21 protein-coding genes and 4 pseudogenes are annotated in these 24375 nt (G+C 52.7%); 14 read left to right on the top strand and 11 right to left on the bottom strand.

The annotated features are described in order from the left end of the window. Positions 1–201 precede the first annotated feature (201 nt). The 3 genes from OCY70_RS18355 (at position 202) to OCY70_RS18345 (ending at position 1536) form a co-directional block, all read left to right on the top strand. Complete coding sequence (locus OCY70_RS18355) at positions 202–531, top strand: heavy metal-binding domain-containing protein (RefSeq protein ID WP_213430099.1); 330 nt, start codon at positions 202–204, stop codon at positions 529–531. Next, entirely contained in the window at positions 525–767 is a 243-nt protein-coding gene (locus tag OCY70_RS18350) for a hypothetical protein (RefSeq protein ID WP_213430100.1), read from the top strand. The genes OCY70_RS18355 and OCY70_RS18350 overlap by 7 nt, the downstream gene beginning before the upstream one ends. Before the next feature lie 163 nt (positions 768–930). After that, positions 931–1536 carry a 50S ribosomal protein L25 gene (locus OCY70_RS18345; RefSeq protein WP_261945083.1) on the top strand — a complete coding sequence of 202 codons (606 nt, stop codon included), beginning with the start codon at positions 931–933 and terminating at the stop codon, positions 1534–1536. Positions 1537–1762: 226 nt separating this feature from the next. On the opposite strand, the gene OCY70_RS18340 is transcribed toward OCY70_RS18345, so the two are convergent. The 5 genes from OCY70_RS18340 to OCY70_RS18320 form a co-directional block, all read right to left on the bottom strand. After that, entirely contained in the window at positions 1763–2485 is a 723-nt protein-coding gene (locus OCY70_RS18340) for a hypothetical protein (RefSeq protein ID WP_213430102.1), read from the bottom strand. Between the two features lie 14 nt (positions 2486–2499). After that, entirely contained in the window at positions 2500–2976 is a 477-nt protein-coding gene (locus OCY70_RS18335) for a hypothetical protein (protein ID WP_213430103.1), read from the bottom strand. Between the two features lie 20 nt (positions 2977–2996). After that, a complete protein-coding gene (locus OCY70_RS18330; protein ID WP_213430104.1) occupies positions 2997–3854 on the bottom strand; it encodes an ATP-binding cassette domain-containing protein in 858 nt (285 codons plus the stop codon). A gap of 285 nt (positions 3855–4139) precedes the next feature. Continuing rightward, positions 4140–4835: a response regulator transcription factor gene (locus OCY70_RS18325; RefSeq protein WP_213430105.1), complete on the bottom strand. Its 696-nt coding sequence runs from the start codon at positions 4833–4835 to the stop codon at positions 4140–4142. Continuing rightward, positions 4828–6228, bottom strand: coding sequence for a HAMP domain-containing sensor histidine kinase (locus OCY70_RS18320; protein ID WP_213430106.1), 1401 nt, complete (start codon positions 6226–6228; stop codon positions 4828–4830). The genes OCY70_RS18325 and OCY70_RS18320 overlap by 8 nt, the downstream gene beginning before the upstream one ends. Before the next feature lie 595 nt (positions 6229–6823). Here OCY70_RS18320 and OCY70_RS18315 point away from each other — a divergent pair. Further along, the gene (locus OCY70_RS18315; RefSeq protein ID WP_261945082.1) at positions 6824–7600 is read left to right on the top strand and encodes a M15 family metallopeptidase; all 777 of its coding nucleotides are present in this window, start codon (positions 6824–6826) and stop codon (positions 7598–7600) included. Positions 7601–8065: 465 nt separating this feature from the next. Here OCY70_RS18315 and OCY70_RS18310 read toward each other — a convergent pair whose 3' ends face one another. Both OCY70_RS18310 and OCY70_RS18305 read right to left on the bottom strand, forming a co-directional pair. Continuing rightward, complete coding sequence (locus OCY70_RS18310) at positions 8066–9286, bottom strand: GNAT family N-acetyltransferase (protein ID WP_213430107.1); 1221 nt, start codon at positions 9284–9286, stop codon at positions 8066–8068. A 171-nt stretch (positions 9287–9457) separates the two neighbouring features. Then, a complete protein-coding gene (locus tag OCY70_RS18305; RefSeq protein WP_261944557.1) occupies positions 9458–10786 on the bottom strand; it encodes an ISNCY family transposase in 1329 nt (442 codons plus the stop codon). Between the two features lie 436 nt (positions 10787–11222). Between OCY70_RS18305 and OCY70_RS18300 the strand changes: the two genes are divergently transcribed. Further along, positions 11223–11513 carry a TFIIB-type zinc ribbon-containing protein gene (locus OCY70_RS18300; protein WP_213431059.1) on the top strand — a complete coding sequence of 97 codons (291 nt, stop codon included), beginning with the start codon at positions 11223–11225 and terminating at the stop codon, positions 11511–11513. Positions 11514–11624: 111 nt separating this feature from the next. Here OCY70_RS18300 and OCY70_RS18295 read toward each other — a convergent pair whose 3' ends face one another. After that, on the bottom strand, positions 11625–12038 hold the full coding sequence (locus OCY70_RS18295) for a GNAT family N-acetyltransferase (protein ID WP_373871537.1): 414 nt from the start codon (positions 12036–12038) through the stop codon (positions 11625–11627). Here OCY70_RS18295 and OCY70_RS18290 point away from each other — a divergent pair. From OCY70_RS18290 to OCY70_RS18275, 4 genes and pseudogenes are all read left to right on the top strand, one after another. Continuing rightward, positions 12028–13256: pseudogene (locus OCY70_RS18290) on the top strand (GAF domain-containing sensor histidine kinase); the annotation flags it as partial. The gene OCY70_RS18295 and the pseudogene OCY70_RS18290 overlap by 11 nt on opposite strands. A gap of 21 nt (positions 13257–13277) precedes the next feature. Beyond that, a complete protein-coding gene (locus OCY70_RS18285; RefSeq protein ID WP_306433987.1) occupies positions 13278–13907 on the top strand; it encodes a response regulator in 630 nt (209 codons plus the stop codon). A 164-nt stretch (positions 13908–14071) separates the two neighbouring features. After that, a pseudogene (locus OCY70_RS18280) lies at positions 14072–14697 on the top strand (FMN-dependent NADH-azoreductase). A 16-nt stretch (positions 14698–14713) separates the two neighbouring features. Then, positions 14714–14875 carry a hypothetical protein gene (locus OCY70_RS18275; RefSeq protein WP_213431056.1) on the top strand — a complete coding sequence of 54 codons (162 nt, stop codon included), beginning with the start codon at positions 14714–14716 and terminating at the stop codon, positions 14873–14875. Between the two features lie 360 nt (positions 14876–15235). Here the strand turns inward: OCY70_RS18275 and OCY70_RS18270 are convergent, their stop codons facing one another. Further along, complete coding sequence (locus OCY70_RS18270) at positions 15236–15709, bottom strand: hypothetical protein (RefSeq protein WP_261945142.1); 474 nt, start codon at positions 15707–15709, stop codon at positions 15236–15238. Between OCY70_RS18270 and OCY70_RS18265 the strand changes: the two are divergent. The 4 genes and pseudogenes from OCY70_RS18265 to OCY70_RS18250 form a co-directional block, all read left to right on the top strand. Then, positions 15668–16098: pseudogene (locus tag OCY70_RS18265) on the top strand (DUF6530 family protein); the annotation flags it as partial. The gene OCY70_RS18270 and the pseudogene OCY70_RS18265 sit on opposite strands and share 42 nt — an antisense overlap. Continuing rightward, positions 16091–16415: pseudogene (locus tag OCY70_RS18260) on the top strand (MFS transporter); the annotation flags it as partial. The pseudogenes OCY70_RS18265 and OCY70_RS18260, both read left to right, overlap by 8 nt. Positions 16416–16713: 298 nt before the next feature. After that, positions 16714–19233 carry an excinuclease ABC subunit UvrA gene (gene uvrA / locus OCY70_RS18255; protein WP_213431054.1) on the top strand — a complete coding sequence of 840 codons (2520 nt, stop codon included), beginning with the start codon at positions 16714–16716 and terminating at the stop codon, positions 19231–19233. A 343-nt stretch (positions 19234–19576) separates the two neighbouring features. After that, entirely contained in the window at positions 19577–20782 is a 1206-nt protein-coding gene (locus tag OCY70_RS18250; protein WP_261944490.1) for an IS4 family transposase, read from the top strand. 403 nt (positions 20783–21185) lie between these two features. Here OCY70_RS18250 and OCY70_RS18245 read toward each other — a convergent pair whose 3' ends face one another. Both OCY70_RS18245 and OCY70_RS18240 read right to left on the bottom strand, forming a co-directional pair. Continuing rightward, a complete protein-coding gene (locus tag OCY70_RS18245; protein WP_261945081.1) occupies positions 21186–22496 on the bottom strand; it encodes a HAMP domain-containing sensor histidine kinase in 1311 nt (436 codons plus the stop codon). Continuing rightward, positions 22493–23179, bottom strand: a complete 687-nt coding sequence (locus OCY70_RS18240) for a response regulator transcription factor (RefSeq protein WP_213431076.1) — start codon at positions 23177–23179, stop codon at positions 22493–22495. The genes OCY70_RS18245 and OCY70_RS18240 overlap by 4 nt, the downstream gene beginning before the upstream one ends. Positions 23180–23673: 494 nt before the next feature. On the opposite strand from OCY70_RS18240, the gene OCY70_RS18235 reads away from it, so the two are divergent. Further along, positions 23674–24282 (top strand): YqaA family protein, encoded by a 609-nt coding sequence (locus OCY70_RS18235; protein ID WP_213431075.1) that lies wholly within the window; start codon positions 23674–23676, stop codon positions 24280–24282. Positions 24283–24375: the final 93 nt, after the last annotated feature.

The following is a 24375-nucleotide window of genomic DNA, read 5'->3' as shown; positions in this document are numbered from 1 at the left end:
TATGTAAACTTAATGGTGTTAATAGGTGTATGATGTTAACAGGTGTTAATATTGGTCACTACTCGATACCGCCATAAGTAATCCTGAAAATTTTCAACTAATTAATGACGTTAATAGTTTTTGCTCTGTCGAATTGAACGATCCATCCGGCTCTCTCGTATCATTTATAACTTGAAAGGAAGAGAAGGAGAGAGCTAACCCATGATCATCGTCACTACAGAGCGTCCCGCGAACCGGAAAGTGAAAGAAGCGATCGGGCCCGTCTTCGGACTGACGGTCCGTTCGCGCGGCATCGGCAAAGATATTGCCGCCGCCCTCAAAGGCCTGGTCGGCGGGGAGATTCGTCAATATACCGAGATGCTGGAAGACGCGCGCAAGCAGGCGCTGGATCGGATGGTGGCCAACGCCCGGGCGATGGGCGCCAACGGCATCGTGATGGTGCGCTTCGATTCGGGGGAGGCGGGGAACCGGATGAGCGAGATTGTCGCCTATGGCACAGCGGTGATCCTGGAAGAGGAGACGCCTTGCTGAAGTGGATACTGGCGTATTTCGGCTTCCAGCTCATTCTGTTCCTCATTCTGCTGCTGGTGGCCAGGAAGAAGGACCGCAGACTGCATCAGGAACAGGCGGAGGAGCTGCCGGCCGGCTGCGTGCCGACACGGGAAATTTTCCGCGATCCGTCGACCGGGCAGCGCGTTACGGTGTATTACCATCCTGCGACAGGGAAGCGGTATTACCGGCAGGAGGCCGCGGAATCGAAGCGGTGAAGGCGGTCATCTATTCGAGAAATAACGACAGGATCAGATATTTAGAAAATTTAGAAATAAGCTGTTTCACTCCCTTCCGCAATGGGTAAGTTGATCTATAACCCTATTTATACTTCACATCTTCCTGTGAACAATAGGGAACATTGAAGGAGGTTGTTATGTCATGAGTGCACACGGCAATACTTCTCAACTTACCGCTGAACGGAGAACGGATTTCAAGCGTTCCTCCACCCGGAGCCTGCGCAAGAGCGGGCGGATTCCGGCCGTTGTCTACGGACCGTCCATGGAGGGAGTTCCCATACATCTGGATGCGAAGGAAGTCTATAAGTTCGCGCGTACGAGTCGTTCCGAATTGTTCCACCTGAAGGTCGAGGACAAGACCATTCCTGCCGTTATCAAGGAAGTGCAGGAGCGCTGGGGCAACTGGATCCATCTCGACATCCAGCAGGTGTCCGAGAACAAGCCGCTGCGCGTCAAGATCGCGCTGGATTATCAAGGGGTGGCAGCCGGCACGAAGGTGGGCGGCGTCTTGCAGACACAGGAAGTGGAGCTTGAAGTCGAAGGTCTTCCTTCCGATCTGCCGACATCGCTTCCCGTCGACATTTCTCATCTGAATGTCGGGGACAAGCTGACAGCAGGCGAAGTGAAGCTGCCGGCGGGCATCCAACTGGCCGGAACGGGCAGCGAGCTGCTGGCCTCCGTTATCCTGCCGCGCGGCGCCGGGGCGGCGGAGACGGAACAGGAGTCCGTAGAGAGCGCAGCAAAATAGCTTGCCGCATTTGGCCCTTTATCCATAAATAAGAAGAGAGCGTCTGACAGATACGGGTCAGGCGCTTTTCTATTGTCGCGGGCGCTTTCAGGGGGCCCGCTACAACCCCGGCATGAAAAGTGGATACGGCGTTTAAGGTCTTTCTAAAGAGAGCCATGTGCCAGGGGTACCGATAAGTTATTAAACAGGTCGTTATCAGCGCCAGAATCGCGCGACAACACGCAGATCATAGTACAGATCTTTTTCTCTGCGCAAGATATGTCAGCAACACCGCGGCGATACCCAGGACAAGGCAGACTGCGAATGCTGCCAGCCCATATGAAACGGGAATGCCGAACAGGTTGTATGATTTCGCTCCGCCGAAAATAGCGATAAACATCGACAGCGATCCGAAGTTGAAGTCCACAATCGGCCAAATTGTTTCTACGAGCTTACCCCCAAGATAATTGGACATTGAGCCTGCCAAAAGAATCACAATCCCCAGTCCGAAAGCGGCGCTCTGGTTTTTCGTCTTTGATGAGATAAAGGAAAGCGCCAGGCCAAAGATCACGGTTGCGAAAATGAGCCATACCGCTCCGAACGCGGCAGCGCCGCCTACTGTCATATCAAGCATTGAAGACCCAAATCCCTGAAGGGAGCGGGCAGGAGCATTAGCGCCGCTCAAATCGCCATATCCAATGAACGTTCCGATAAACGAACCTGCAAGATAGACAACAGCGACAACGGCAGACGTCAGACCTCCGCATAACAGTTTGGCGGTCACAATTTCCCGGCGGCCTTTTTCGGAACTTAGCACAATGCTGTCCATTTCGGTTTTGACCTCTTGCGTAAACAAAGGCGAGATAAAGTATGTCAAAACCAGAAGGAGTAATAACACCACCATGAACCCGTCAAACCTGACAAAAAAGTGATTCCAAAAGACGACGTTCTCAAAGACCGGCTCCCCCATAGAAAGTTCGGTTTCTAAACGGTCGGAATAATGTTGTATTCGTATGTCCCAGTCTGACCGTCCGCTTCAAGCTCCTTGAGTTTTTCCTGCAGAGGATAAACGCCTTTAATGTTCCCTTTGTCCTGCTCCTGCGGACCGTTCCAGTATTCGTTCACATTCTGCCCGAACGCAGCGTATCTGTAGTGGAACTTCAGGACGGGATCGCGATTCAGCAGGTATCTAAAGCCTTCGCCGCTGCCGTGTTCGGCTATGACGGCGTCGATGATCGTCTGCGATTCGGCAAGCTGATTCGGATTAAGCTTACCGGAATTTTCCGAAACAAGCCTTGTATACTCGCTTACGGCGTTTTTCTTCTCTGAGCCGCTTAATTCGTATTCCCCCATGACGGAGGCATATGCAAATACCGCGTAAAGAATAAACAGAACGGCAAGCAGTATGAGCTTGCTTTTATTGATGAGCAGCTTTTTCATTTCATATTGAAACAATTTCATGCTACAATCCTCCGCAAATATTAATTAAATTCATAGAGATAAGCGTCTTCTAGAGTAGGTACGGCGGCGGCGGCGTCCGGCGAGGGCTTGTCGTCCGAAATCACGCGTACTTCCATACGGTTGCCCATGGGGACGACATTGCTGATGATATGGTCGTTTTGGTAATCGACCAGTTCATCCACTGTCATGTTGATGAGCCAGATCTTGCCTTCCAGTGCGTCCACAAAGCTCTGCGTGCTTTCCATTTTTCCGACCTTGCCGCCCTTGATCATCACGGTCTGTTTGGCGATCGAATCGATGTCGGAAACGATGTGCGTGGAGAGAAGCACCGTTCTGTCCCGGGAGAAGATCGAAACGAGATTTCGGAATTTAATGCGCTCATGCGGATCAAGCCCGGCCGTAGGTTCGTCGAGTATGAGTATTTCGGGGTCGTTGAGCAGTGCTTGGGCGATGCCTAGACGACGTTTCATACCGCCGGAGTAATTGACGCATTTTCGCGGCAGATCGTCAGTAAGACGCACCTGCTCGGCAAGCTCCATTATTTTCCGCTCTGCCGCCGCGCCTTGCAAGCCCTTGAGAGCGGCCGTATAGCGCAAATAATCAAGCCCTGTAAAATCGGGGTAAAAGTCCAGCGACTGAGGCAAATAGCCCAGCTTCGAACGGTACTCGCGGTCACAGTTCTTTCTGTTCTTTCCATTTATCAAAATCTCCCCTCCGCTTGCGTCCATCACCCCGGCCAATATGCGGATAAGGCTTGATTTACCAGCCCCATTCGGCCCTAGAAGGCCGTAGACACCATTTTCCATCTCGAAGCTGACGCCATTTAATGCCTGCTTTTTACCGTAGTTTTTACTGATATTTTCGATTGTCAGTTTCACTGTTTAGCCTCCTTTTGATTTGATAGACTGATTATAGGCAATATTCCTAAATTGCCGGATGAGAAAAGATAAACAGTTTATAAACAAATACAAAATAAAAAACCATGCGGGCAGGGTACGCGGAAACCGTCTGGACAACCTTTCAGAAAAATTAAACAACCGTTCCCCGGTTGAATACCGAGAAACGGCTGCTGCTTAAAGGTGTCTTTTTAGTTATGTCTACTTGACAGGGGGATGACCAGTATATTCTACATGGTTAATTATTAGCGTTCCAACGCGTAGAATTCAGCGATTCAGCCTGTACCCTGCGCCCCAGACCGTTTCAATGATTTCAGGCTTTGCCGGGTCGTCCTCAATTTTATCCCGAATGCGGTTAATATGCACCGTGACAGTCGAGCTGTCACCAGCATAATCAAAGCCCCATATCTTTTCACAAAGCGTTTCTTTTGAAAAAACAAGATTAGGATTTTCAGCAAGAAACAAGAGAAGTTCAAACTCGCGATTCGGGAACTTGATTTCCCTTTCGCCCTTGTAAGCTTTCCAACTTTTCGGCAAAATCCTTACATCGGAAACCGTGATTGCACCGTCATTGCCTGCGTTCTTAGCGGAACCTGCCAGTCGTTCATATCTGCTTAAATGGGATTTGACCCTTGCAACAAGTTCGGCGGGGTCGAACGGCTTGGCAATATAGTCGTCTGCTCCGAGTCCAAGCCCGCGGATTTTATCCACCGACTCCGTCCGCGCCGTCACCATAAGTATGGGAATGTCCGTCTTATCTCTGACTTCACGGCATATATCATAACCGCTTTGCCCAGGAAGCATCAGGTCAAGCAGTACCAAGTCATAACGATCACGAAGTAAGGCTGCAACCGCCTTTTTCCCATCCGCAATGATTTCAGTCTCAAAACCGTTTATCTCCAAATAATCCTTTTCAAGCATTGCGATTTCGGCATCATCTTCGACAATCAATATCTTACCCATGTTCCTTCTCCTCTCCGCAGGGCAGCATCATTTCGATGTTTAGTCCGTTATCGTTCTTAGCCGTCACGGCGCCGCCATGCATTTCTACAATGTATTTCACGATATAGAGGCCAAGTCCGTTGCTTTCGCCGTTTTTTATGTTTCTTGCTTTATCACCCCGCCAAAAGCGATCAAACAAAAATGGCAGATCTTCTTCCGGCACACCTTGTCCGTTGTCGGCGAACAGCAGGTGTTCCTTGTCGCGCTCACGCCATACGGAAATATGCAGAAGCAGTGGTTCCGAGTCCGCATATTTTACGGCATTTTCGATGAGATTAGTCATCACTCGGCGCATCTGCTCTTCATCGATTCGCACGGGATGACCAACCGACGTAATATCCGTAGTGATTGTAATATTTTTTTGTCCCAATTCCTCAGTGCAAGCCGCCACAAAATCGCGTACAAAGCACCCTAAATCTACATCTGCAAGTGAAAGCGGCAGGTTGCCTGTTTCAAGGTTTGAGTAATAGAACAGCTTTTGAAGCAGAACATCCATTTCACAGGACTTTTGATATGCAATCCGGAGATAATTTTCTCTTTTTTCTGGAGTATTTGCAACGCCGTCGCGCAAGCCCTTGATATAACCTTTTATAGAGGTGAGCGGTGTGCGCAGGTCGTGAGAAATTCCAGCAACTAAATCAACACGCGCTTTTTCGTAAGCGGTGTTTTTCTCACGTTCTTTAATCAGATGCTCCTGCATGTGGTTGAACGCCGCGCATACGGAAGCAAATTCGTCATTGCCAGTGTACGTTAGCGGTTTGGATAAATCGCCGCGTTCGATCCGTTTCGCGCCCTCCGACAAGGCACTAAGCGGATTAAGAATGCGCCATGCCAATTTGCGCGTGAAAAGCTGGCTAAGCAGCAGAATGACTAGGATGAGGACCAGGAATAATAACAGAAGCTGCTGCAAGAAGCCGAGAACCCCACCACTGTGATCTGCGCTGCTCTTAATGGCGTACATAGAAAAATCACCGGCTATCATAGTGACAAATGTGAAGTCCACTGATTTTCCCGCTAAAGCTCCTTGCTCTGGTTCAAGGTTTTTAAGACCATCTATCACTTCGTTTTGTAAATCACTTAGAGCGGTAAAAACGATGTTGTCATCTTTAAGAACGAGCAGATTATATCCATATATGGAAAGCTTGTCATTCAGCATTTCCCAGTCTCTTGTGGAGACGTCGAATCCACCGAGTATTTCCTCGGCATGAAAAATATCTTTGTCCAGTAATTCTTTGCCTCCATCGCCATTCAGGGTAAACAACCAGATTGTTACGCCAATGACGGAAAGCAGGGAGATAAGAGAAAGAAGCACTAAAAAAGCGCTCGAAATCATAATGCGGTTGATGATTTTCATGACTTCACTTCTTTCGGATGTTCGTGCATTGATATTTCCTGAATTGCCGGTCAATCAGGTTGAGCAGATCATCTTTACGAACTACCATGGCAGAATGAGCCTCCTGATATTAGATATCCGCTGATTAAGCTTAGCGGTCATAATGTGTTTTCTGTACATATATTTGATGTCCGCTAATGTTTCGGTTAAGGTAAAATACCATCTCCTCTAATGTAAGTCAAGATTTGGAGGCTCTGCTGACGAAGGAGACGAACGGGAGTTCGGAGCTGGGGGAGCAGACGATTCAAGACTTCATTCACGCTCTCACCACCCATGAAGATTTGAATTCCAAAACGCTGAAGGAATATGCAAGTGACCTGAAACACGAGGGTTGAACAAAGGGGAAGCAATGAACGCACTGGCCAGAGCGATTGTTTTCGGCTATAGGGTAAGAAAAAACGCCAAGCCGCACGCGATTCACGGCTTAGCGTATATTTTTCGTTAAAATGTTGGCGGGCCCCCTTTCATGGTTCTGGCAAAACCGGAGCACACTACCTAATGATATCATTTTGCTCGCATGGTAATCGCATTGCCAATGCAGGAAGGAGCCTTGAACATGTCTGGTAAAGCTTGCATATGCATCCTCTGCTGCAGTCTGTTCTGCATCGTGTGCTTCGGCTGCAAGGCTCCCTCGGTCCGAACGGAAGCAACGGAGCTGCACGTGGCCGGACAAGCCGGCATTCAAGCAGGACAGGCGTCTCCGGCGGGAACCCCGCCATCCGCGTCCGGCAAGCAGGCGAGCCGCCCCCTTCCGGATGCGGACAGTCCGGGGGTTCTCGTCAATAAGCGGCATGGACTTCCCCCGGGATATGCGCCGCCCGATCTGATCTGCCCGAAGGTGCGGACGCTTACGGGAATGAAGTCGAAGCGGTATTGGCTGCGCCGGGAAGCGGCCCAGGCGCTGGAGCGGCTGTTCGCCGCGGCCGATCGGGACCATATCTATCTGGCCAGCGTCTCGGCTTACCGTTCGTCTGCCGCGCAGACGGCGGTATACCGCCAATATGTCCATACGGAAGGGTCCCGGCGGGCAAACGCATACAGCGCCGCCCCGGGCCACAGCGAACATGAGACCGGCTTGGCCGTCGATGTGTCCGGCAGCGACGGCCGGTGCGCGGTGCAGGATTGCTTCGCGGCTACGAAGGAAGCGAAGTGGCTGGCGGCGCATGCGCACCGCTTCGGTTATATTATCCGTTATCCGCGCGGGAAGGAGGAGATAACCGGTTATCAGTATGAACCGTGGCATCTCCGCTATGTCGGCCGCGATCTGGCCGGGCGGTTGACGGCAGAGGGGTTGACGCTGGAAGAGTACTATGGAGCGGATAGCCGCGAATGAGGATGGCAGCGGTTCCGCTAGCCGCTCATCCGGCTGCAGCCAACCGCGATCAGGCTTCATTCGCTGACGTTAACGCGGGGGGTGTCCCAGAAGTAGTATTTCACTACAGTGAGACAGCCCCCCTTGATTCTCAAAGCTCGACTCGCCGAAAAACTGCAAAACTACATTTTTCCTTTATGACGTGTACTCCGTTACAGGGAATCCTGCAAAACGGCATCAATTTCTGACTATCCAATCGATAAAAGACAAAAATCGTTGGAAATAATGTACTTTTACGGGAATTTCATCAAATAGCGGCTGAAAGAACAGAAATTGATGCATCCACGCAGCATTTCACTGCTTCATCCATCTTCGACCGGTTTGCGCGCCGCCGTTTTTCCCGCGCATCCACATTCTCTGTTACCTCGTCATCTCCATCATTTTGCAGTGCCTGTGAGACACCCTCCAATGCCGCACCGCAGCCGCTCAAAAATAATCCGAGAAATAAGGCGTCTGGCGATCGATCAGCTTCTCCAACTGCTCGATCGTAGCCCGCAGCGCCTGGAAGCGGCCCGCGCGCGCCAAGTAGGCGGGACGCTTGTAGCCCATCAGCATGGTCGTCAATGTCTGAATGTCGAAGGCCGCCGCCGGGCTGCCGCCGCCCTCCGTCAACTGGCCCCGGCCCTGCTCATCCACCCTCAACGTGAATTTGCCTTGATTCCAATCCAGTATCGGATCGTGAAGCGTGAAGGTCAACTGGCATTCCGCCGCTTGGGGCAGGAACGGATAATGCTTCACGAAGCGTTGAATATCGACGATTCGCGCCATATAGTACGGGGAGATCGTCTCCTTGATGTCGCTGTCCTCAAGCAGAAAGGCAAGCGGCTCCGTCGTGTAAATATGGCCTTTGACCCGCGTAATCATCGAGAAATGTGCGCTGATGAAGTTCCAGAGCCCCGCGCGGGCCTCGCCGTCGATGAACACCATTTCCTTCATGTGGAACACTTCTTCGGCAATCCAATAGAGCAGGTAGCCCTGCGGCCGCTGATCCTCGTCATAATAGACCGCCACCGTCAGATCGTCCAGATCCCAGCGCAAATATTCTTCCCATGCGAGATCGCTGCGCAGCATCGCCCCGTGATGAGCGAGGGCGAAGCGTCTGTACACGTCGCGAATATCCGGATGCTCGATCGTGAGTCGCTCCACGTTGCCGGGCACCGTCTTGAGCTTCGGAAGCTGCGTATCCTTGACTTCGAACGAGATTTTGTCGGAAATGATCTCCCAGCCCTTGCGGCGGTAGAACGGTATCGAATACGGATACAGATACGATATGGATTGCTCGCGTTCGCGCATATTCGCGAGCGCCTGGCGCATCAATTGGCTCATTAAGCCGAGATTGGCGTATTCCGGGTAGGTGCCTACGCCGGTCAACCCGCCCATGTCATAGATCTCTCCGAAAATATTGACTTGAAACGGATAAACCGCGAGCTGGGAGATCAGCTTGTCGCCATCGAACCAGCCGAGCACATCGGCCTCCTTCAGCACGGGAAGCTTCGCCTGCGCGATCTCGCGGTTCTCCCATCCGAACGTCTGCAGATCAAGATTCGTGACTTGAAATACATAGCGGAGCAGGTCATTGAATTGGTCTCCATGTTTCGGTTCGACCTTTCTCATTTTCAGTCTGTCTTGCAGCTTCTGGCGGCTCATCGCATGTCCCTCCAAATATTGTCCTTCTTGTTATTATTCGGCGTATACGGGCAATCTTATAAGTGCGCATGCGGAATTGGGCATATCCTAAGCACGGTTGTGTCAATCGTCTGTGAAAATGTCACTTTAACTGTGCTATGAAAATGTCACTTGTGTGATCAGAGGTCAGCCTTACCAGGTGACCTCTGCATAGCTATTATGTTGCGAATACATTGCATCTTGGAACGAACTGTTTTTTGTGGTACGCTTATTTTTAGTGTTATCATACGTGGTTTTCCACGGATGATTCTGGGCGGGTTTGCGTGGCGACGCAGAACTCGCCTTTTTTGATCCAGACGTCTTGCGCTGTGGCTTCTGAGTTTCTTTGAGTGCCCAGGGCTGGCCTTGGTGCCACAACAATACATCCCCTGTTAACGTCTCCCGCACTTCAACCGTCGTTTTTGCATCCAGACGAAGGGAAGCAGGCTGGGCAAGGGTATAGCACTTTCCGTTGTACGAGAGGGTGTTTCCGGTCCCGAGTTGCCGATAATTGCGAAGCGTGAACACATGATTTAAATCGATAGACGGATCAAGCTTCAGGTAAGCCGAATCGGTCATTTTTGGCTCTATGGCAAATTTGTGATTGTGCTTCTGCAATAGGCTGGGCAGAGCCGCGTTCGCCTCTTCCAGCGTCTTGATGCCAAGAAGCCGCAGTTCGATCACCAAGCGATCCTGAAATGTTTGCCAGAGGCGTTCTACCCGTCCCTTGGCTTGCGGTGTAATTGCCTTGATGTGCTCAATATGCAAGTCAGCCATCGCTTTGCCGAAGTGGGAGAGCGGTTTGGTCTCCCCAGCGAGCTCTTGCTCGAGCGTCAGCTTTTCGTTAGGCGACCGGAAAATCGTATGCCGATCACTGTAAAGCCCAAGGGGAACCCCGTATTTTTCTATCCCTTGCTGCATGACTAGAGAGTAGGCCTCCCGGCATTCGTTCGGACGAAAGACGGCACCGACAACGGTACCTGTTGCATCGTCAATCGCAGCATGCAGCGTAAAGGATGAAGCCCGATCCTCCAACCATGCATAAGGAGTTGCGTCAATCTGCCACAGCATGCCGGCTTGCGGTTTGCGTTCCCGTGGCGGATGGGCTTTACTGCGACGCCGCTGCTTGGCTTGCTTGAGCCCACTAGCCAGAAGGATACGTCTCACGCTGGAAGCGCTCAGTGTCAACGATTCATGCTCCTCAAGAAGCTCTGCGAAGTGGCAGCAATTGCTTCCGTAATACTTGGCTGTGTACAGCTCAACGATTCGTTCCTTCACTTCATTGGGAAGGGCGTGATGAGGCTGTTTCCCCCGATTCTTGTGTATAAGTTCTTGTGCTCCTTTTCCGGATTGGTATTTCTTCTTTAGCCGAATGACTTGGCGTTCTGATAAACCCAGCGCTGCCGCTCCCTCCCTATTGGTCATCCGCCCATCTATGATTTTCTCCACAACGAGTACCTTCTTCATTTCTGCTTTCGTCAATGTCAATATCTCCTGTCCCATAGTGACATTATCTCAGAACAGTTATAGGGTGACATTATCACAGAAGAACAACATATCCTAAGCACGGTTGTTGACATGCCTGCCTGGGCACATATATAATCGGAGTAATCGAATAGCGCTTTCTTTATTGAAGGGGAGTAGCTACTACAGTAAAGTCGTCATTTCGGGTCCGTCGCGCCCCGGCTTTATTGGCAACGCCAGCGTTGTAAGCAAGACCTTTACCGCATAAGCAGGGTAGAGGTCTTTTTTGTAACCATCGAGGCCTTTACCGTCGAACGGTAGAGGCTTTTTTTCGTTGTAGATTCTGTTGGAGGGGGGGATTCGCGGAGCTTACGGTTACGGCTTATCGGCTTGATGAATGTCAACTTAGAAGATACACGGGAATACGATCGAAAAATTGTTGGAGGGATGACACATGAATTGTCCAATCTGCAATGATGTGCGGATGCGCGAGGTGGAGAAGGAAGGCGTAACGATCGATGTATGCCCGAGCTGCAAGGGCGTCTGGCTGGATCGGGGAGAGCTGGAGAAGCTGATGTCCGATGTGCGAAGAGAGCGCAAGGAATATCAGGAATGGTACGACGGGCGTGACCATCGTCCGCATAAGAGCGATTACGGCCATTACGATTCAGGCCATCGACCGCCATACTACAAGCCGCACAAGAAAAAAACGGTGCTCGACCGGTTGGGCGATTTGTTCGATTGATCGGCTTCATCGCTCCGGTTTACCGTTATGGATCGACAAAACACAGGCCTCGGGCCTGTGTTTTTGTGTCGTTCAGGCTGAATGATGCGCGTAGTCTTCTTTCAAGAGTCCCTAGATTTCTAAATCGATGACTCCTTTACCGGACCAGAAGGAAGCTTGTCTTACCAATCCTTCTTTTACAAAACCGTTTTTGAGGAGAACTTTCTTGGAGGCCTCTGTTAAAAAGAAACCGATAGTGACCATGTTCACTTTGGGATGAAAATCCATGCATTCTATAATTCCGGCCAATTCGTCGTTTTGATTCTTCGGAAAGATACCCCATTTGACTCTGCTTTTTTTCTGGTAATCCCTTTCAAAATGATCAATCCCTTTGCTTACGGTTTGCAGGTTATGCTTGGGGGTGATTCCGCAATATGTAACTACATTTTCATTGTCGTAAATCGCATATACGTCCTGCAAGTGTGCCGCTTCGATTTTTTTAAAGACCAAGTAAGTAGATTCCAACACCGGGAAAGCTCCGGGCAAGACGCATTACGCTCCGGACGAGCTGACGCTGCTTCAATCGGTCGCCTACCAGATCGGCACCGCAATCGAGCGGACGCTGCTGTACCAATCCCGCCTCAAGCAGGCCGAGCTCTTGCAGCGGATGGGGGAATTATCCGGCCAACTGGCGGGCGTTGCCGATTACCGGGACATTCCCGGGCGGATTGCCCGGGCCTTAGGCGAGCTGCTGAACTGCCGCAGCGCGGCCGTGCATATGGCGGAGAGCGAGAGCTGGCCTGCATCGCTTATTGGGAGGAGGGCCGGCTCTCGCGCAAGGCTATGGGGACGAGCGCATGCACGCGGCAGCGGATCAGGAGCGTCTATGCGGAGAAGGCCGCCCAGCGCTGGCATTCCGGCGCTGCCGCTCCCGGCAAGCGGCGGAACCGCCCCGGCCGGGCGGAGCGAATCGCGGCGGCCGCTGCGGTTCCGATTCTGCTGCGGGACCGGGTCATCGGCGTCCTCTATGCGGACAGCACGGAGGCGAAGCATTTTGACCCGGTCATGATGGACATGCTGCACCGCGCCGCCGAGCTGCTGTCGCGGGGGCATGAGGCTGCGCAGTTCCGTGAGCAGCAGCTGAAGCTGGCCATGTGGCAGGAGCGCAACCGGCTGGCGCGGGACTTGCATGATTCGGTCTCGCAGAAGCTGTTCGCGCTGCAGTTTGCCGCGCATGGCATGGAGAGCTTGCTGGCCTCCTCCCGGACAGCGGACGCGCTCGCCGCTCTGTCCGAGATGCGGGAGCTGACGAAGGATGCGGTATGCGAGATGAAATCGCTCATCTGGCAGCTCCGTCCGGCCGGCCTCGAAGAAGGCCTTCTGACCGGCCTCGTCCGCTACGGCATGACGCAAGGGATCTCCGTCGAGACCGGGGCGGGGGCAGACAGCCTGCTTGATCTGCCCCGCCACATGGAGGAGACGCTGTTCCGTATCGGACAAGAAGCGATCAACAATGTTCGCAAGCATGCGAAGACCGATGCCGTCCGAATCCGGCTGTTCAAGGAAGAGGCCTGCGTGCGAATGGAGATAGCCGATGACGGCATCGGCATGGCGAAGCTGCGGAACCATGCCGGCCTGGGCATAACCGGGATGCGGGAGCGGGCAGGGACATGCGGCGGCACGTTCGAGCTGGAGAGCGTGCCGCGCAAGGGAACCGTCATTCGCGTTCAATTGCCCTGCCGGAAGGGAGGAGAGGAAGCATGAAGATCAAGGTGCTGCTCGTGGATGATTATGCGGTCTTGCTGCGCAGGCTTCACTTTTTTTTTGAAGATGCAGCCGGACATTGACATCGTCGGCGAAGCCATGACCGGAACCGACGCGATCCGGATGGTAGAGGCGCTGCGCCCCGACGTGGTGCTGATGGATCTGATGCTGCCGCAGATGAACGGCATCGAGGCGACCCGGCATATCCGCCGGCATCATCCGGACACGAAGGTGCTCGTGCTCACGTCCTTCGTGGACAAGGATTACGTCGTGCCTGCGGTCCAGGCCGGCGCGAACGGCTACGTCATGAAGGATATTATGCCGAATGAGCTGGTTCAAGCCATCATCGACGTCCATAGGGGACAGGTCAAGCTTCATCCGAATGTGACGGAGCAGCTGATGTCGCATCTCTCGGCACAGCAGGACGAAGCGCCGAAGGACGGCGAACCGCCGCTGGAATTGCTGACAAGCCGCGAGGTGGAGGTGCTGCGGCAGATTGCCCGGGGCCGAACCAATAAGGAGATTGCGGCCGCTTTCCACATTAAGGAGAAAACCGTGAAGACGCATGTCAGCAATCTGCTGAACAAACTGGGGATGAACGCCCGGACGCAGGCGGCCGTATACGCGGTCAAGCGGGGATTGGCAGAGTGACAACTACATCCAAAGTCGTAGAAAAGCCCGATCATCGATCGGGCTTTTTTAGTAGGCTCGTCCCCGGCTTCCTGCCGACGCGCTTCGTCCGGAGTCTTGTTATGCTGAAGAGGGAAGTCCAAGGAAGTCCAAGTATGAGAGATGCGCAAAAGGAGAATGTCAAAATGAATCAAGTCTTATTCGTCAAAGCCAACTGCCGTTCCCTCGATCAATCCGTAAACGTAAAGCTATATCATGCGTTTTTGGATACTTACCGAAAAGCCAATCCGTCCGATCGGGTGATTGAGCTTGATTTGTACCAGGAGGAGCTGCCTTATTATAACGATGTGATGCTGAACGGCATGGCCAAACGGCGTAAAGGATCAGAGCTGTCCCTGGCGGAAAAGGAAGCGGTCGGCCGCGTTATGCGTATTCTGGATCCGTTCGTGGCAGCGGACAAGATCGTGTTTGCTTTTCCGATGTGGAATCTGACGGTTCCTGCCGCTCTGCATACGTATATCGACTATGTGAGCCAGCCGGGCATCGCCTATCGTTACACGCCCGAAGGTCCTGTCGGCATGCTTGGCAGCAAAAAGGCCGCGCTGCTGAATGCCCGCGGGGGAGTCTATTCCAGCGGTCCGCGGCGGAGCAGGAAATGGCCGTGAGCTGGATGAGGCATAACCTGGAGCTGTTGGGCATACAAGACATCGTTACCGTCATCGTGGAAGGGCATGATCAATATCCGGAGCATCGGGAGCGCATGATCGACCAAGGCATAGCGGCCGCAATGAAGACGGCGGCAGCCTTCTAGGAGGAGGAGTAGAGAGATGATGGCCTACCTGGACGATTCGCTGCTCTGGCTTCTGCTGAAGCTGAGCAGGGAAGATGAACCGGTGCCCGCCAACATACTGGCTGCAAGAGATGTCGCGCAGATGGGAATCTACCATCGCATGTATTCACCTGGAGAAGAGGGGCTGTCCCAAAAGTAGTATTTAGCTGCAGTGAGACAGCCCCCCCTTGATCTTAACGCTCGACTTGCCGAAAAACTGCCAAAATGCAGTTTTCCCTTATGACGTCTGCTCTGTTACAGGCATTCCTGCAAAACCGCATGAATTTCAGCTTATACAATAGATAGTAAGTGGAATTCAGCGGAAAAAGATGTACTATTGCAAGAATATTATAAAATATTGGATAGAATGGAGTAAATTCCTGCATTGACGCAGGATTTCACTGCCTCGTCCATCCTTCGCTGCTTTTCCCACCGCCGTCTTCCCGCCTCTATATTCTCTGTTGTCCCGCCTTGCCGCGCATCCTTGTGCACTGCCTATGGGTCAGCCTCTCTGTCTCCGTTAAGAAAGTCGCGCGCGTGAATGGCGGACGAACTGCTCTACAAAGTAACGCGGCTGGAGATGCTGAATCCGCTGGACAAGCTGCCACCAGCGCTCATTCAGTTTTTTCCCGCTGCCGGCATGCTCGTACCGCTCGCGCTCGAACAGGGTGAACACGAGGTACCAGCGCATGCTGACCAGCATATCCCGGCGCAGGGCCCGCTCAATCGAACCTTCCTCCTGCATGAACGCGGCATGCGGGCAATTCGCGAAAATGTACCGTTTAATCCACTCGGACTGCTTCGTCATTCTTCCGAACAGCATCGCGATCCCTTCGGTCGTCAGCGTATGGGCAGGCTTGCGCAGCAGGAACGGGAGCGACGGATCGATATATTTGTCGTAGGCCGCATGCCCGAACTCGTGCAGCATCGCGCTCAGCCAGAACTCGCTCGCATCGATGCTCATCATGATGCGGGGCTTGCCTTCCCGGCCCATGCTGTTCCAACTTCTTTAAAACACAAGCCTGTTGCCGTGTCAGAAAACTATGAGCAGGTTGACGGATGATTCGCCCGAAACACGGATGTAAAAGGCCTCTCCTTAGGTTTGTCTCGATGGAACGAAAGAGGAAAGCCGGCATTTCTGCCAAGGTACTGAGAAGCACGGGAGACAAAGGGTCAAGGCCATCGGAGGAACTGCCTCTCCATCGCGTTCTTGATTTGTCCATTCTGATTTGCCGGTCCCTGGCTCATCTTCGCGAAGCATACAAGTATGAGCATTTATATGACCCGCAGGAGCCCGTCATCGACCGGGTTGGCCTGCAAGGGGATGTCATGACCGTGGCGATATGCACTGACAATGAGAGGATAAATGAAGATTGTCGGATTGGCGTCAGGACTGACCCAACCGCTTGAGATCTTTCTTGTCATCGAGAAATTGGGGCAGGACAAACCATTTCTGCAGTGGCTGGTTATGACCAATGGGGCGGCCATGTTGGCCGGCGGAATTGCCATCATGGGGATCGCCAAAAAGGTGAAGCCGCAGTCGATGCTCATGTTAGGCTTGCTTGTCACTGCCGTCTGTACGATGGGAATAGGCGCATCTACGATGATCTGGCTGACAATGGTTCTTTATTGTACGGAACACAGAAGGGGCCTTTATGGGCCGGGTATCCGGTGCGATTATGCCTTTATTTATGGGGATGCGTCACATCAAAGAAATGAAATGATGAATACTTGGGCGTATCCGGCAAAAGGCGATACTGTTTTTACAGAGGTTGGGGATCGGCTCCCGCAGCGAAACACGACTTGTGAGGCAGTTTCTCTTGTTAACAGGATTATTTCTCCCCAACATTATGGCAAAAGCTTAAAGCTGCGTTGACGGCCTAAGGCCATTTGAACCGCAGTATGGCAGGCATCGATTTCGTTCAACTTTAGGACTTGCATGAACGTTGTCGCAAGTCCGGAATGGAGAATGAAATCAACACGCAAGGAGGAATGCATTTGCAAGGGCATATGAAAATCAAGGGCGCTAGAGAGAACAACCTGAACAACATTTCAGTGGAGATTCCGAAGTTCAAGCTTGTGGTCGTGACCGGTCCGTCGGGTTCCGGGAAGTCGACCTTGGCGATGGATACGCTGCAGCGGGAATGTCAACGCCAGTATATGGAATCGATGGGGATGGTGGCCGATTCGATCAGCAAGCCGAAGGTGGATTCCATTGAGGGCCTCTCCCCATCGATCAGCGTCGGGCAGCATGTGACGAACCGCAACCCCCGGTCAACCATCGGGACGGTAACCGATATTTATACGCTGCTGCGCATTCTGTTCGCCAAGGTTGGCGAGCGGCCGTGCCCGTCCTGCGGAGCGGTGATTTCCCCTTCCTACGCTGAAGAGGATCGGGAGCGGGAAATCGCCATGCAGGACGAGGAGGCCTACGGATCGCAGGCGGCGATTGCTTGCCGTCATTGCGGACATGCGGCCGATGCATTGACGATGTCGCACTTCTCGTTCAACAAGCCGGAAGGCGCGTGCGAAGTATGCGACGGGCTGGGCCATACGCTGACGCTTAACATGGAGGCCGTGTTCGATGAAGAACAGAGCTTGCGCGGCGGCGGGGTAAAGTTCTGGTACGATTTACTGGTCGACTACAACATGAACATTCTGAAGGCGTGCGCCTCTCATTATGGATTCGCCTTCGACGAGCATCTGCCTCTCAAGGACTATAGCGAGGTCCAAAGGGATTTGCTCTATCACGGGGCGGAGAGCCAAGCCTTCTCCAGGCATTTCCCCGGCGTGAAGCCGCCCAAGACGGTCCGGGAGGGCAAGTTCGAAGGCGTCGTCACGGGGATATGGCGGCGGTATCGGGAGAAAGGCGGCGACAGCGGCGCCGAGTTCTTCTATGAGCAGGTGTGCCCCGGCTGTGAAGGCGCCCGATTGAAGAAGGAGAGCCGGCTTGTCTTGGCCGGCGGCGCATCGATTACCGACGTGACTTCTTGGCCCCTGGCCGAGGCGTTGGCGTGGATGAACGCGCTTCGCGATCGGATCGCCCCGGATCAATTCCTCGTCGTTGAGGATATCATTCATGACATGGCCGTGCGCGTGAAGCGCATTATCGATGTCGGCCTCGGTTATATGACGCTGAACCGGCAGGTCGTCACCATGTCCGGCGGCGAAGCGCAGAGGCTGAGGCTGGCGTCGGTGCTCGGATCGGGGCTGACCGGCGTCCTCTATATTTTGGACGAGCCTACTGCGGGCCTCCATCCCCGGGATACGAGGGGATTGATTCAGGTGCTGGAGCAACTGCGGGATATGGGCAATACGGTACTTGTCATCGAGCATGACGAGGAGGTGATGCGGGCGGCCGATCATATTATCGATATGGGGCCTGGAGCCGGCCGCTTCGGCGGTCAGGTGGTCGGTCAGGGGACGCTGGAGGAATTGATGCAGAATCCCGATTCCGTCACCGGCGCTTATTTCCGCGAGGAGGGGGCCCGCATCGCCCCGATCAGACGCAGACCGGGCAATGGCGGCTGTCTGATGGTCCGCGACGCTCATTTGCGCAATCTGAAACATGTTACGGCATCGTTCCCGCTCGGCTGTCTTATTTCGGTAACGGGGGTGTCGGGCTCCGGGAAATCAACGCTGCTGTTCGAGCTGTTGGCCGCTTCCGGACCGGAAAACGTGCAGCCCTCCGGCTGCGGCGGCATCACCGGTTGGGAAACGGTCGGCCAGTTAGTTACGGTCGATCAGTCCCCGCTTGGCCGTATGCAGCGCTCCAATGTCGCCACCTATACCGATGTCTATACCCATTTGCGGAATTGGTATGCCGGATTGCCGGAAGCGAAGCGCAGCAAGCTGACCGCGAAGCACTTCTCCTTTAACACGGCGGGCGGGCGCTGTGAAGCGTGCCAAGGGCTCGGGGTCGTGCCGGTGCACATGCATTTTCTGCCGGAGCTGGAAGTGCGATGCCCCTCCTGCCGGGGGACGCGATTCAAGCCCGAGATTCTGCAAGTCACCTACAAGGGTCATTCGATCTCCGATCTGCTCGATATGACGATTCAAGAAAGCCTCGAGCTGCTTGGCGATCTTCCGAAAATCACCGCGGCGACGAAGCTGCTCTGTGACGTCGGGCTCGGGTATTTGAAGTGGGGGCAGTCGGTCCGCACGCTCTCCGGCGGCGAGGCGCAGCGCCTCAAGCTGGCGGCCCAGCTCAGCCGTCCGGCGAAGCATCATACGCTGTATGTGCTGGATGAGCCCTCCACCGGTTTGCACCCCAGGGATGTGCGGCAGCTCGAGGTGCTTCTGCACCGGCTCGTTGATGCCGGCAACACCGTCATCATCGTGGAGCATAACCTGGATCTCATATGGGGCTCCGATTGGGTCATTGATATCGGCCCGGGCGGAGGAGAGGCCGGCGGCAATATTGTGGCCGCGGGAACGCCGGATGAAATCGCAGCCTGCCCGGAATCGCATACAGGGATATTTTTACGGGCGATGCAGCGTAGAGTAGCGCCGGAATGACCGGCGGGCGGACCGGATAGGCGCTGGCAAGGAGACGTGCCGCCGGCATCTCGGGGGATGCTGGCGGTTGCGCCCTTGCGAAGCCGTTGGCTTGGGGCATTTTCCCTAAAATATGCGGCATTCCTGCAAAACCGCATGAATTACAGCCTATACAATAGATAGTAAGCAAAAATCGCCAGAAAAGTCACTAGCCTTGCACCAAACCTGACATGAAAAATATATTTCTCATTAATTACTTTTTCTTCAATTTATTGATCGATTATATCTGGTAACTCATAAAAAAATCTCCTAATGTTGAAGGATAGGCATGTTACCCATTCCCTCACCAAAAGGAGAAAAGACCATGGGTAATATACCAGATCAGACCGTCATTTGTAAATGCCTAAATTTGATTCAGCTCTCGGACGACGAATTCCCAATCTTCAATTATCGACGAAAGTTTACACTCGTGAGAGCGATCAAACTACTCATTGATGCTCAATTGAATAAACGCACGGACCTCGAAGATATCTGCAACGCGTTGCGTGCGAACGAACAGCTGCAGCAGGCGATCCACTTGAAATCCATTAGCGCTTCCCAACTCGTACGTACACTCAGAGCGTTGCCTTTACCGGTGTTGCAGCAGCTATGGATTCAAGTGACACAACGTTTGCAACAACTTTATCCGAAGCAGGGTATCCCCGGCATCGGGAAACTGAGCATTGTCGATTCAACGGTACTTACACTCCCTGATGTCGCTGGAAAATGGGCCTACTGCTCCAAACACAGCAACGGGGTAAAGATCCACACCAAACTTGCTGTTTGCGACCCGGATACCGTCTATCCCGAAAACATTGTTTGTTCCACACGAGGCGTTGCTGACAGCGAAGTGGCTTTGGATCTGGTGATCGATAAAGATGCCATTCATGTTTTGGATCGCGGGTACATCACATATGGTCACTATAAGCAGTGGCTGGATGATAATCTACGCTTCGTGGCACGCATTAAGAAAAGCAACAAGACGGCGATCATCTGCGAGCACGAGATCGATGAAACGACGCCTGTGGTGCGTGATGCTGACGTGATCGTGAGCTACAAGGATGAAGAAGGCCATGTGATAGAAGCCCAGCTCCGGTTAGTGGAGTATACCGATGAGAAGAACCGCCAGTACCGTGTGCTTACGAATGTCTGGGATAAGTCCGCAGCCCAAATCTGCGAGATTTATCGGCGCCGCTGGATGATTGAATTATTCTTTAAATGGATGAAGCAACATATGAGCTTAGTCCATTTGTACAGTTTCCATCCAGAGGCAGTATGGAACCAGATTTTTTTAGCCTTCATCGCATATGGTTTAGTCATGTTGGTCCGGAAGGAGGCTGACACCACTCAAACGCTATGGTCATTTCTAAAGCTGCTTCGGGTCTATATGAATAAAACGTGGGATCAATTTTTGATGGCACTGCACCGCAAACCAACCAAGCACTCGAAGGGCAGGCGGAAGAAACGAAAGGGTGGTCGACCACGAAAACACCCAAAGCAATGTAAGACCGTTAAAGTGGTGATTAAATAGGTAATAATGGCATATTAACATTTGATGGTAACATGTTCCTATGGTTTAGTAGGAGATCGACTTTTGGCTTTGCTAGGAAAAAAGAAACTGTAAATATATATAAATAATGATTATTAGTTCCGTATCTGGAGTTTAAAGTCTTCTTCATGTCAGGTTCTATGCAACGCTAGTGCAGAAAAGTTGTGATTTTACAGGAATTCTATAAAATATCGGTTCAAATGGCGTAAATTCCTGCATTGACGCAGGATTTCACTGCCTCCTCCATCTTCCGCTGCTTTTCCCGCCGCCGCCTTCCCGCTTCTATATTCTCTGTTGTCCCGGCTTGTCCCGCATCCTTGGCGCACTGCCTATAGGACAGCCTCTTGCCTTGTCCGCGCTTGCGGAAGGGAAGGGAGCGGAACCGCTATAGCGGGAGGGTGAAATAGATTCCCAAGCCTCCCAGCGGATTGCGGTACGCATGAATTCTGCCGCCGTGAGCTTCGATCATGCTCTTGCATGTGGCCAGACCCAGTCCGCTGCCGCCGCCGGCGCGGGAGCGGGATGGATCGACCCGGTACAGCTTGTCGAATATCCGTTCCAGCTCCTCGTCCGGCACGCCTTCGCCATTGTCCTCGAAAGCGATGCGCAGGCTGCCGTCCTGAAGATCGCAGCTCAGCCGGAGGTGAACCGGCGGACTGACGTAGATAAGCGCGTTATGCACGATGTTCGCAAACACCCGTCTTATTTTCTTGATATCCAATTCCACATGGACATCCTCAGGCACCTGACAGGTCCATTCCAGCCGGGCTTGATGCGCTTGCAGCTCTTCCTCGTACTCCGTGCAGATGCTCTGGATGAAGCTCCGCACATGAATGCGCTCCGTCGCGATTTTGAGCGTCTCATGCTCCATGTCGCTGAAGGCGGAGAAATCCTCGACCAGCTTCTCGATATCTTTCGCTTTCAGGTGAATAATCCGGTAATAGTCCTCTTTTTTGGCCTCGGTCAGCGTCTTGCTTCCGGACAGCCGTTCCACATAGCCGATAATGGAGGTGAGCGGCGTCTTGATGTCATGGGAGACGGCCGCGATCATATCGACCTGCTCGTTATGCGACGTTTCCAGGCGTTGTCCCATTTCCGCGAAATCCTTCATCAGCTCGCCGATCTCGTCCTGGCGCCGCTCCAGCTTGGGAAGCTTCATATTTTTGAAATGGAACGTCTTCATATAGGTATGAAGCATCGTGAGCGGCTTGACGATGTGGTTCTGCAAATAAAAAATGAGCCCGATTACCGAGATGACGAGCACGGCAATGACCAGCAGCAGGCTCTTCATCGGCTTCACCTGCTCGTACCAGTCCGGGTATTGGAAGTCGATCAGATAGACGGCTTCGCCCTGAATCCGAACGACTTCCTTGGTTTGGAACAGGGCGCTGCCTTCCCTTTGTTCCGCCGCAGCCGCGATGTCGCGGCCATCGAGATCGGTCATCGTCATCTGAATGCCTTGATTGTCGGCTTCCGTCCGGATCAAGGCGGCGATGGCTCTCTCGTCGGGATACAGCGCCACCACTTTCTCGATGAGCCGCTGCCGGTATTGAGCATTTTCCTTGCCGATGATCTGTGTGCTCTCCATGAACTTATCCGCCAAGTAGAATTGATAATAGCCGAAGGCGAAAGCGCCGTTAAGCAGGGCGACGATGAAAAAGGCGAGGACGATTTTCGTTTTGATGCTGAATTTCAAGGAGCCAGTCCTCCCGTAAATTTATAGCCTACACCCCAGACCGTAACAATGAGCCGGTTTTCCGGGTCGATTTTGTTGCGAATATTTTTGATATGTACGGTGACGGTATTCATATCGCCCAATTCGCTCTGCCCCCATACGGCGTCATAGATTTGCTCCCGGGACAGCACTTTATTGTGATGATCGGCAAGATAAGACAGGATTTGAAATTCTTTGGTCGACAGATCGATCTTGACGCCGTCCTTGATCACCTCGTAGGTGTCTTTATCAATGATAAGATTGCCGTAAATCCGCTCCTGCCGGCGCGCCTGGCTCCGATGGTCTCTTCGGATATGGGCCTTCACCCGGGCGACCAGTTCATCGATGCTGAACGGCTTCGTAATATAATCATCCGCGCCGATCTCGAAGCCGACGACCTTATCCAGATCGCGGCTCTTGGCCGTGATGAACACGATCGGAGCCGTTACCCGGTCCCGAATGGCGCGGCATATCTCGATCCCGCTCCCGTTCGGCATCATGATGTCAAGGAGCAGCAGCGCATAGGAGCGGTCCTTCGTCAGCTCCAATACATCCTGTCCGGAATAGGCCTTGACGGTGGCAAAGCCTTCGTCCTCCAGGCTGTCCGCAATCAAATCGACGATCTCCTTATCATCATCGGCAATTAATACGCATGGCTTGGTCATCTATTCTTCCTCACTTTGCAGCTATCCTTTCCTATACTACTGTAAGCGAAAAAACTATAAAAAGAATAAAGCGATAATGAAGAATTGTGAAACGGGGCCAGGTGGTGCCTTCATAATTTTTCACATTTCTTTTATTCGGACTTCAGAAAAAGTTGCTATTGTAGTCATTGTACCGCAAAGGGCAGGGGATAGCGACTGCCATGCGGCGCATGACCATTTCACATAAAAACGGTTCTCTTCTGGCTGCGATAATGTTATTTTTAAATAGAGCTGGCATGCCGGCCATATCAGGATCGGATCTGTGGGAAAAATCATAGTCAGTAGTCAGTATGAAGGGGAACCGCCTTCCTGATTCGTCTATTCATTCGATCGCCCCGGATCCGCGTCAGGTTACATTTGTTCCCCTTTCCATCCAAATAGAGCCAATAGAGAGGAAGGAAAGGGCGGGGAAGGATGCCAGCATAAATAAGTGGGTTTCCGGATAGGAGCAAAGTATGTTTCAGCAAATCATGGATTTCTTTATGAATTATGGAGCCTGGGGATTGTTCATCCACGCGTTCGCCGATGCGGTTATTTTTCCGATACCCGCTTTTTTCCTGCAGGTGTCGCTCAGCTTGCTCGATCCGTCCAATGCGCTATGGCTGGCGACGATCGGCTATATCGCCTGTCTTCTCGGCACGCCAATCGGGTATCTGATCGGCAAGGGGCTCGGCCATTCCATTATGTACAAATTTCTGAAAAAGGAATGGGTCGATTCCGCCACCGCGATGTTCAAGAAGAAGGGAGAGGCGGCCATTCTGATCGGTTCGTTCACGCCGATTCCGTTTAAAGTGTTCACGATATTGTCCGGCTGCCTCAACTTCCCGTTATGGCGCCTTATCGCGTATGCTGCCTTGGGAAGAGCGGTCAAGTTCTATGCTATCGGCATCTTGTTCTACCTCTATGGCCGTTCGGCGGAAGGGATGGTTCACAAGGTCTCCCTTTACATTTTCTTTATCGCCGTCCCGATTATTGTGGTATTCCTGCTGCTTCGCAAAAGGTATCTCAAAAGAAAGGAAGCGGCCGCTGCGCAAAATATCGAGCAGTCCAGCAATAACATCTGAATCAAACCTAGCCGGCACCGTGTTTGTATCGGGCAGCCGGCTTGTTTGTATAATGAGCGAGGCAGGCTCTGCCCGCATGAGTTGAAACAGCTC

This window comes from Paenibacillus melissococcoides (genome assembly GCA_944800085.1).
Lineage (GTDB): Bacteria > Bacillota > Bacilli > Paenibacillales > Paenibacillaceae > Paenibacillus_B > Paenibacillus_B melissococcoides.
The sequence above is the reverse complement of the archived record's forward strand: the minus strand, read 5'-3'. Positions and strand labels throughout refer to the sequence as shown.

Coding starts and splice junctions, on each gene's coding strand:
- OCY70_RS18355 (WP_213430099.1), top strand. CDS start 202: ATGATCATCGTCACTACAGAGCGTCCCGCGAACCGGAAAGTGAAAGAA.
- OCY70_RS18345 (WP_261945083.1), top strand. CDS start 931: ATGAGTGCACACGGCAATACTTCTCAACTTACCGCTGAACGGAGAACG.
- OCY70_RS18340 (WP_213430102.1), bottom strand. CDS start 2,485: ATGGGGGAGCCGGTCTTTGAGAACGTCGTCTTTTGGAATCACTTTTTT.
- OCY70_RS18335 (WP_213430103.1), bottom strand. CDS start 2,976: ATGAAATTGTTTCAATATGAAATGAAAAAGCTGCTCATCAATAAAAGC.
- OCY70_RS18325 (WP_213430105.1), bottom strand. CDS start 4,835: ATGGGTAAGATATTGATTGTCGAAGATGATGCCGAAATCGCAATGCTT.
- OCY70_RS18320 (WP_213430106.1), bottom strand. CDS start 6,228: ATGAAAATCATCAACCGCATTATGATTTCGAGCGCTTTTTTAGTGCTT.
- OCY70_RS18315 (WP_261945082.1), top strand. CDS start 6,824: ATGTCTGGTAAAGCTTGCATATGCATCCTCTGCTGCAGTCTGTTCTGC.
- OCY70_RS18310 (WP_213430107.1), bottom strand. CDS start 9,286: ATGAGCCGCCAGAAGCTGCAAGACAGACTGAAAATGAGAAAGGTCGAA.
- OCY70_RS18300 (WP_213431059.1), top strand. CDS start 11,223: ATGAATTGTCCAATCTGCAATGATGTGCGGATGCGCGAGGTGGAGAAG.
- OCY70_RS18285 (WP_306433987.1), top strand. CDS start 13,278: ATGATTATGCGGTCTTGCTGCGCAGGCTTCACTTTTTTTTTGAAGATG.
- OCY70_RS18275 (WP_213431056.1), top strand. CDS start 14,714: ATGATGGCCTACCTGGACGATTCGCTGCTCTGGCTTCTGCTGAAGCTG.
- OCY70_RS18270 (WP_261945142.1), bottom strand. CDS start 15,709: ATGGGCCGGGAAGGCAAGCCCCGCATCATGATGAGCATCGATGCGAGC.
- OCY70_RS18250 (WP_261944490.1), top strand. CDS start 19,577: ATGGGTAATATACCAGATCAGACCGTCATTTGTAAATGCCTAAATTTG.
- OCY70_RS18240 (WP_213431076.1), bottom strand. CDS start 23,179: ATGACCAAGCCATGCGTATTAATTGCCGATGATGATAAGGAGATCGTC.
- OCY70_RS18235 (WP_213431075.1), top strand. CDS start 23,674: ATGTTTCAGCAAATCATGGATTTCTTTATGAATTATGGAGCCTGGGGA.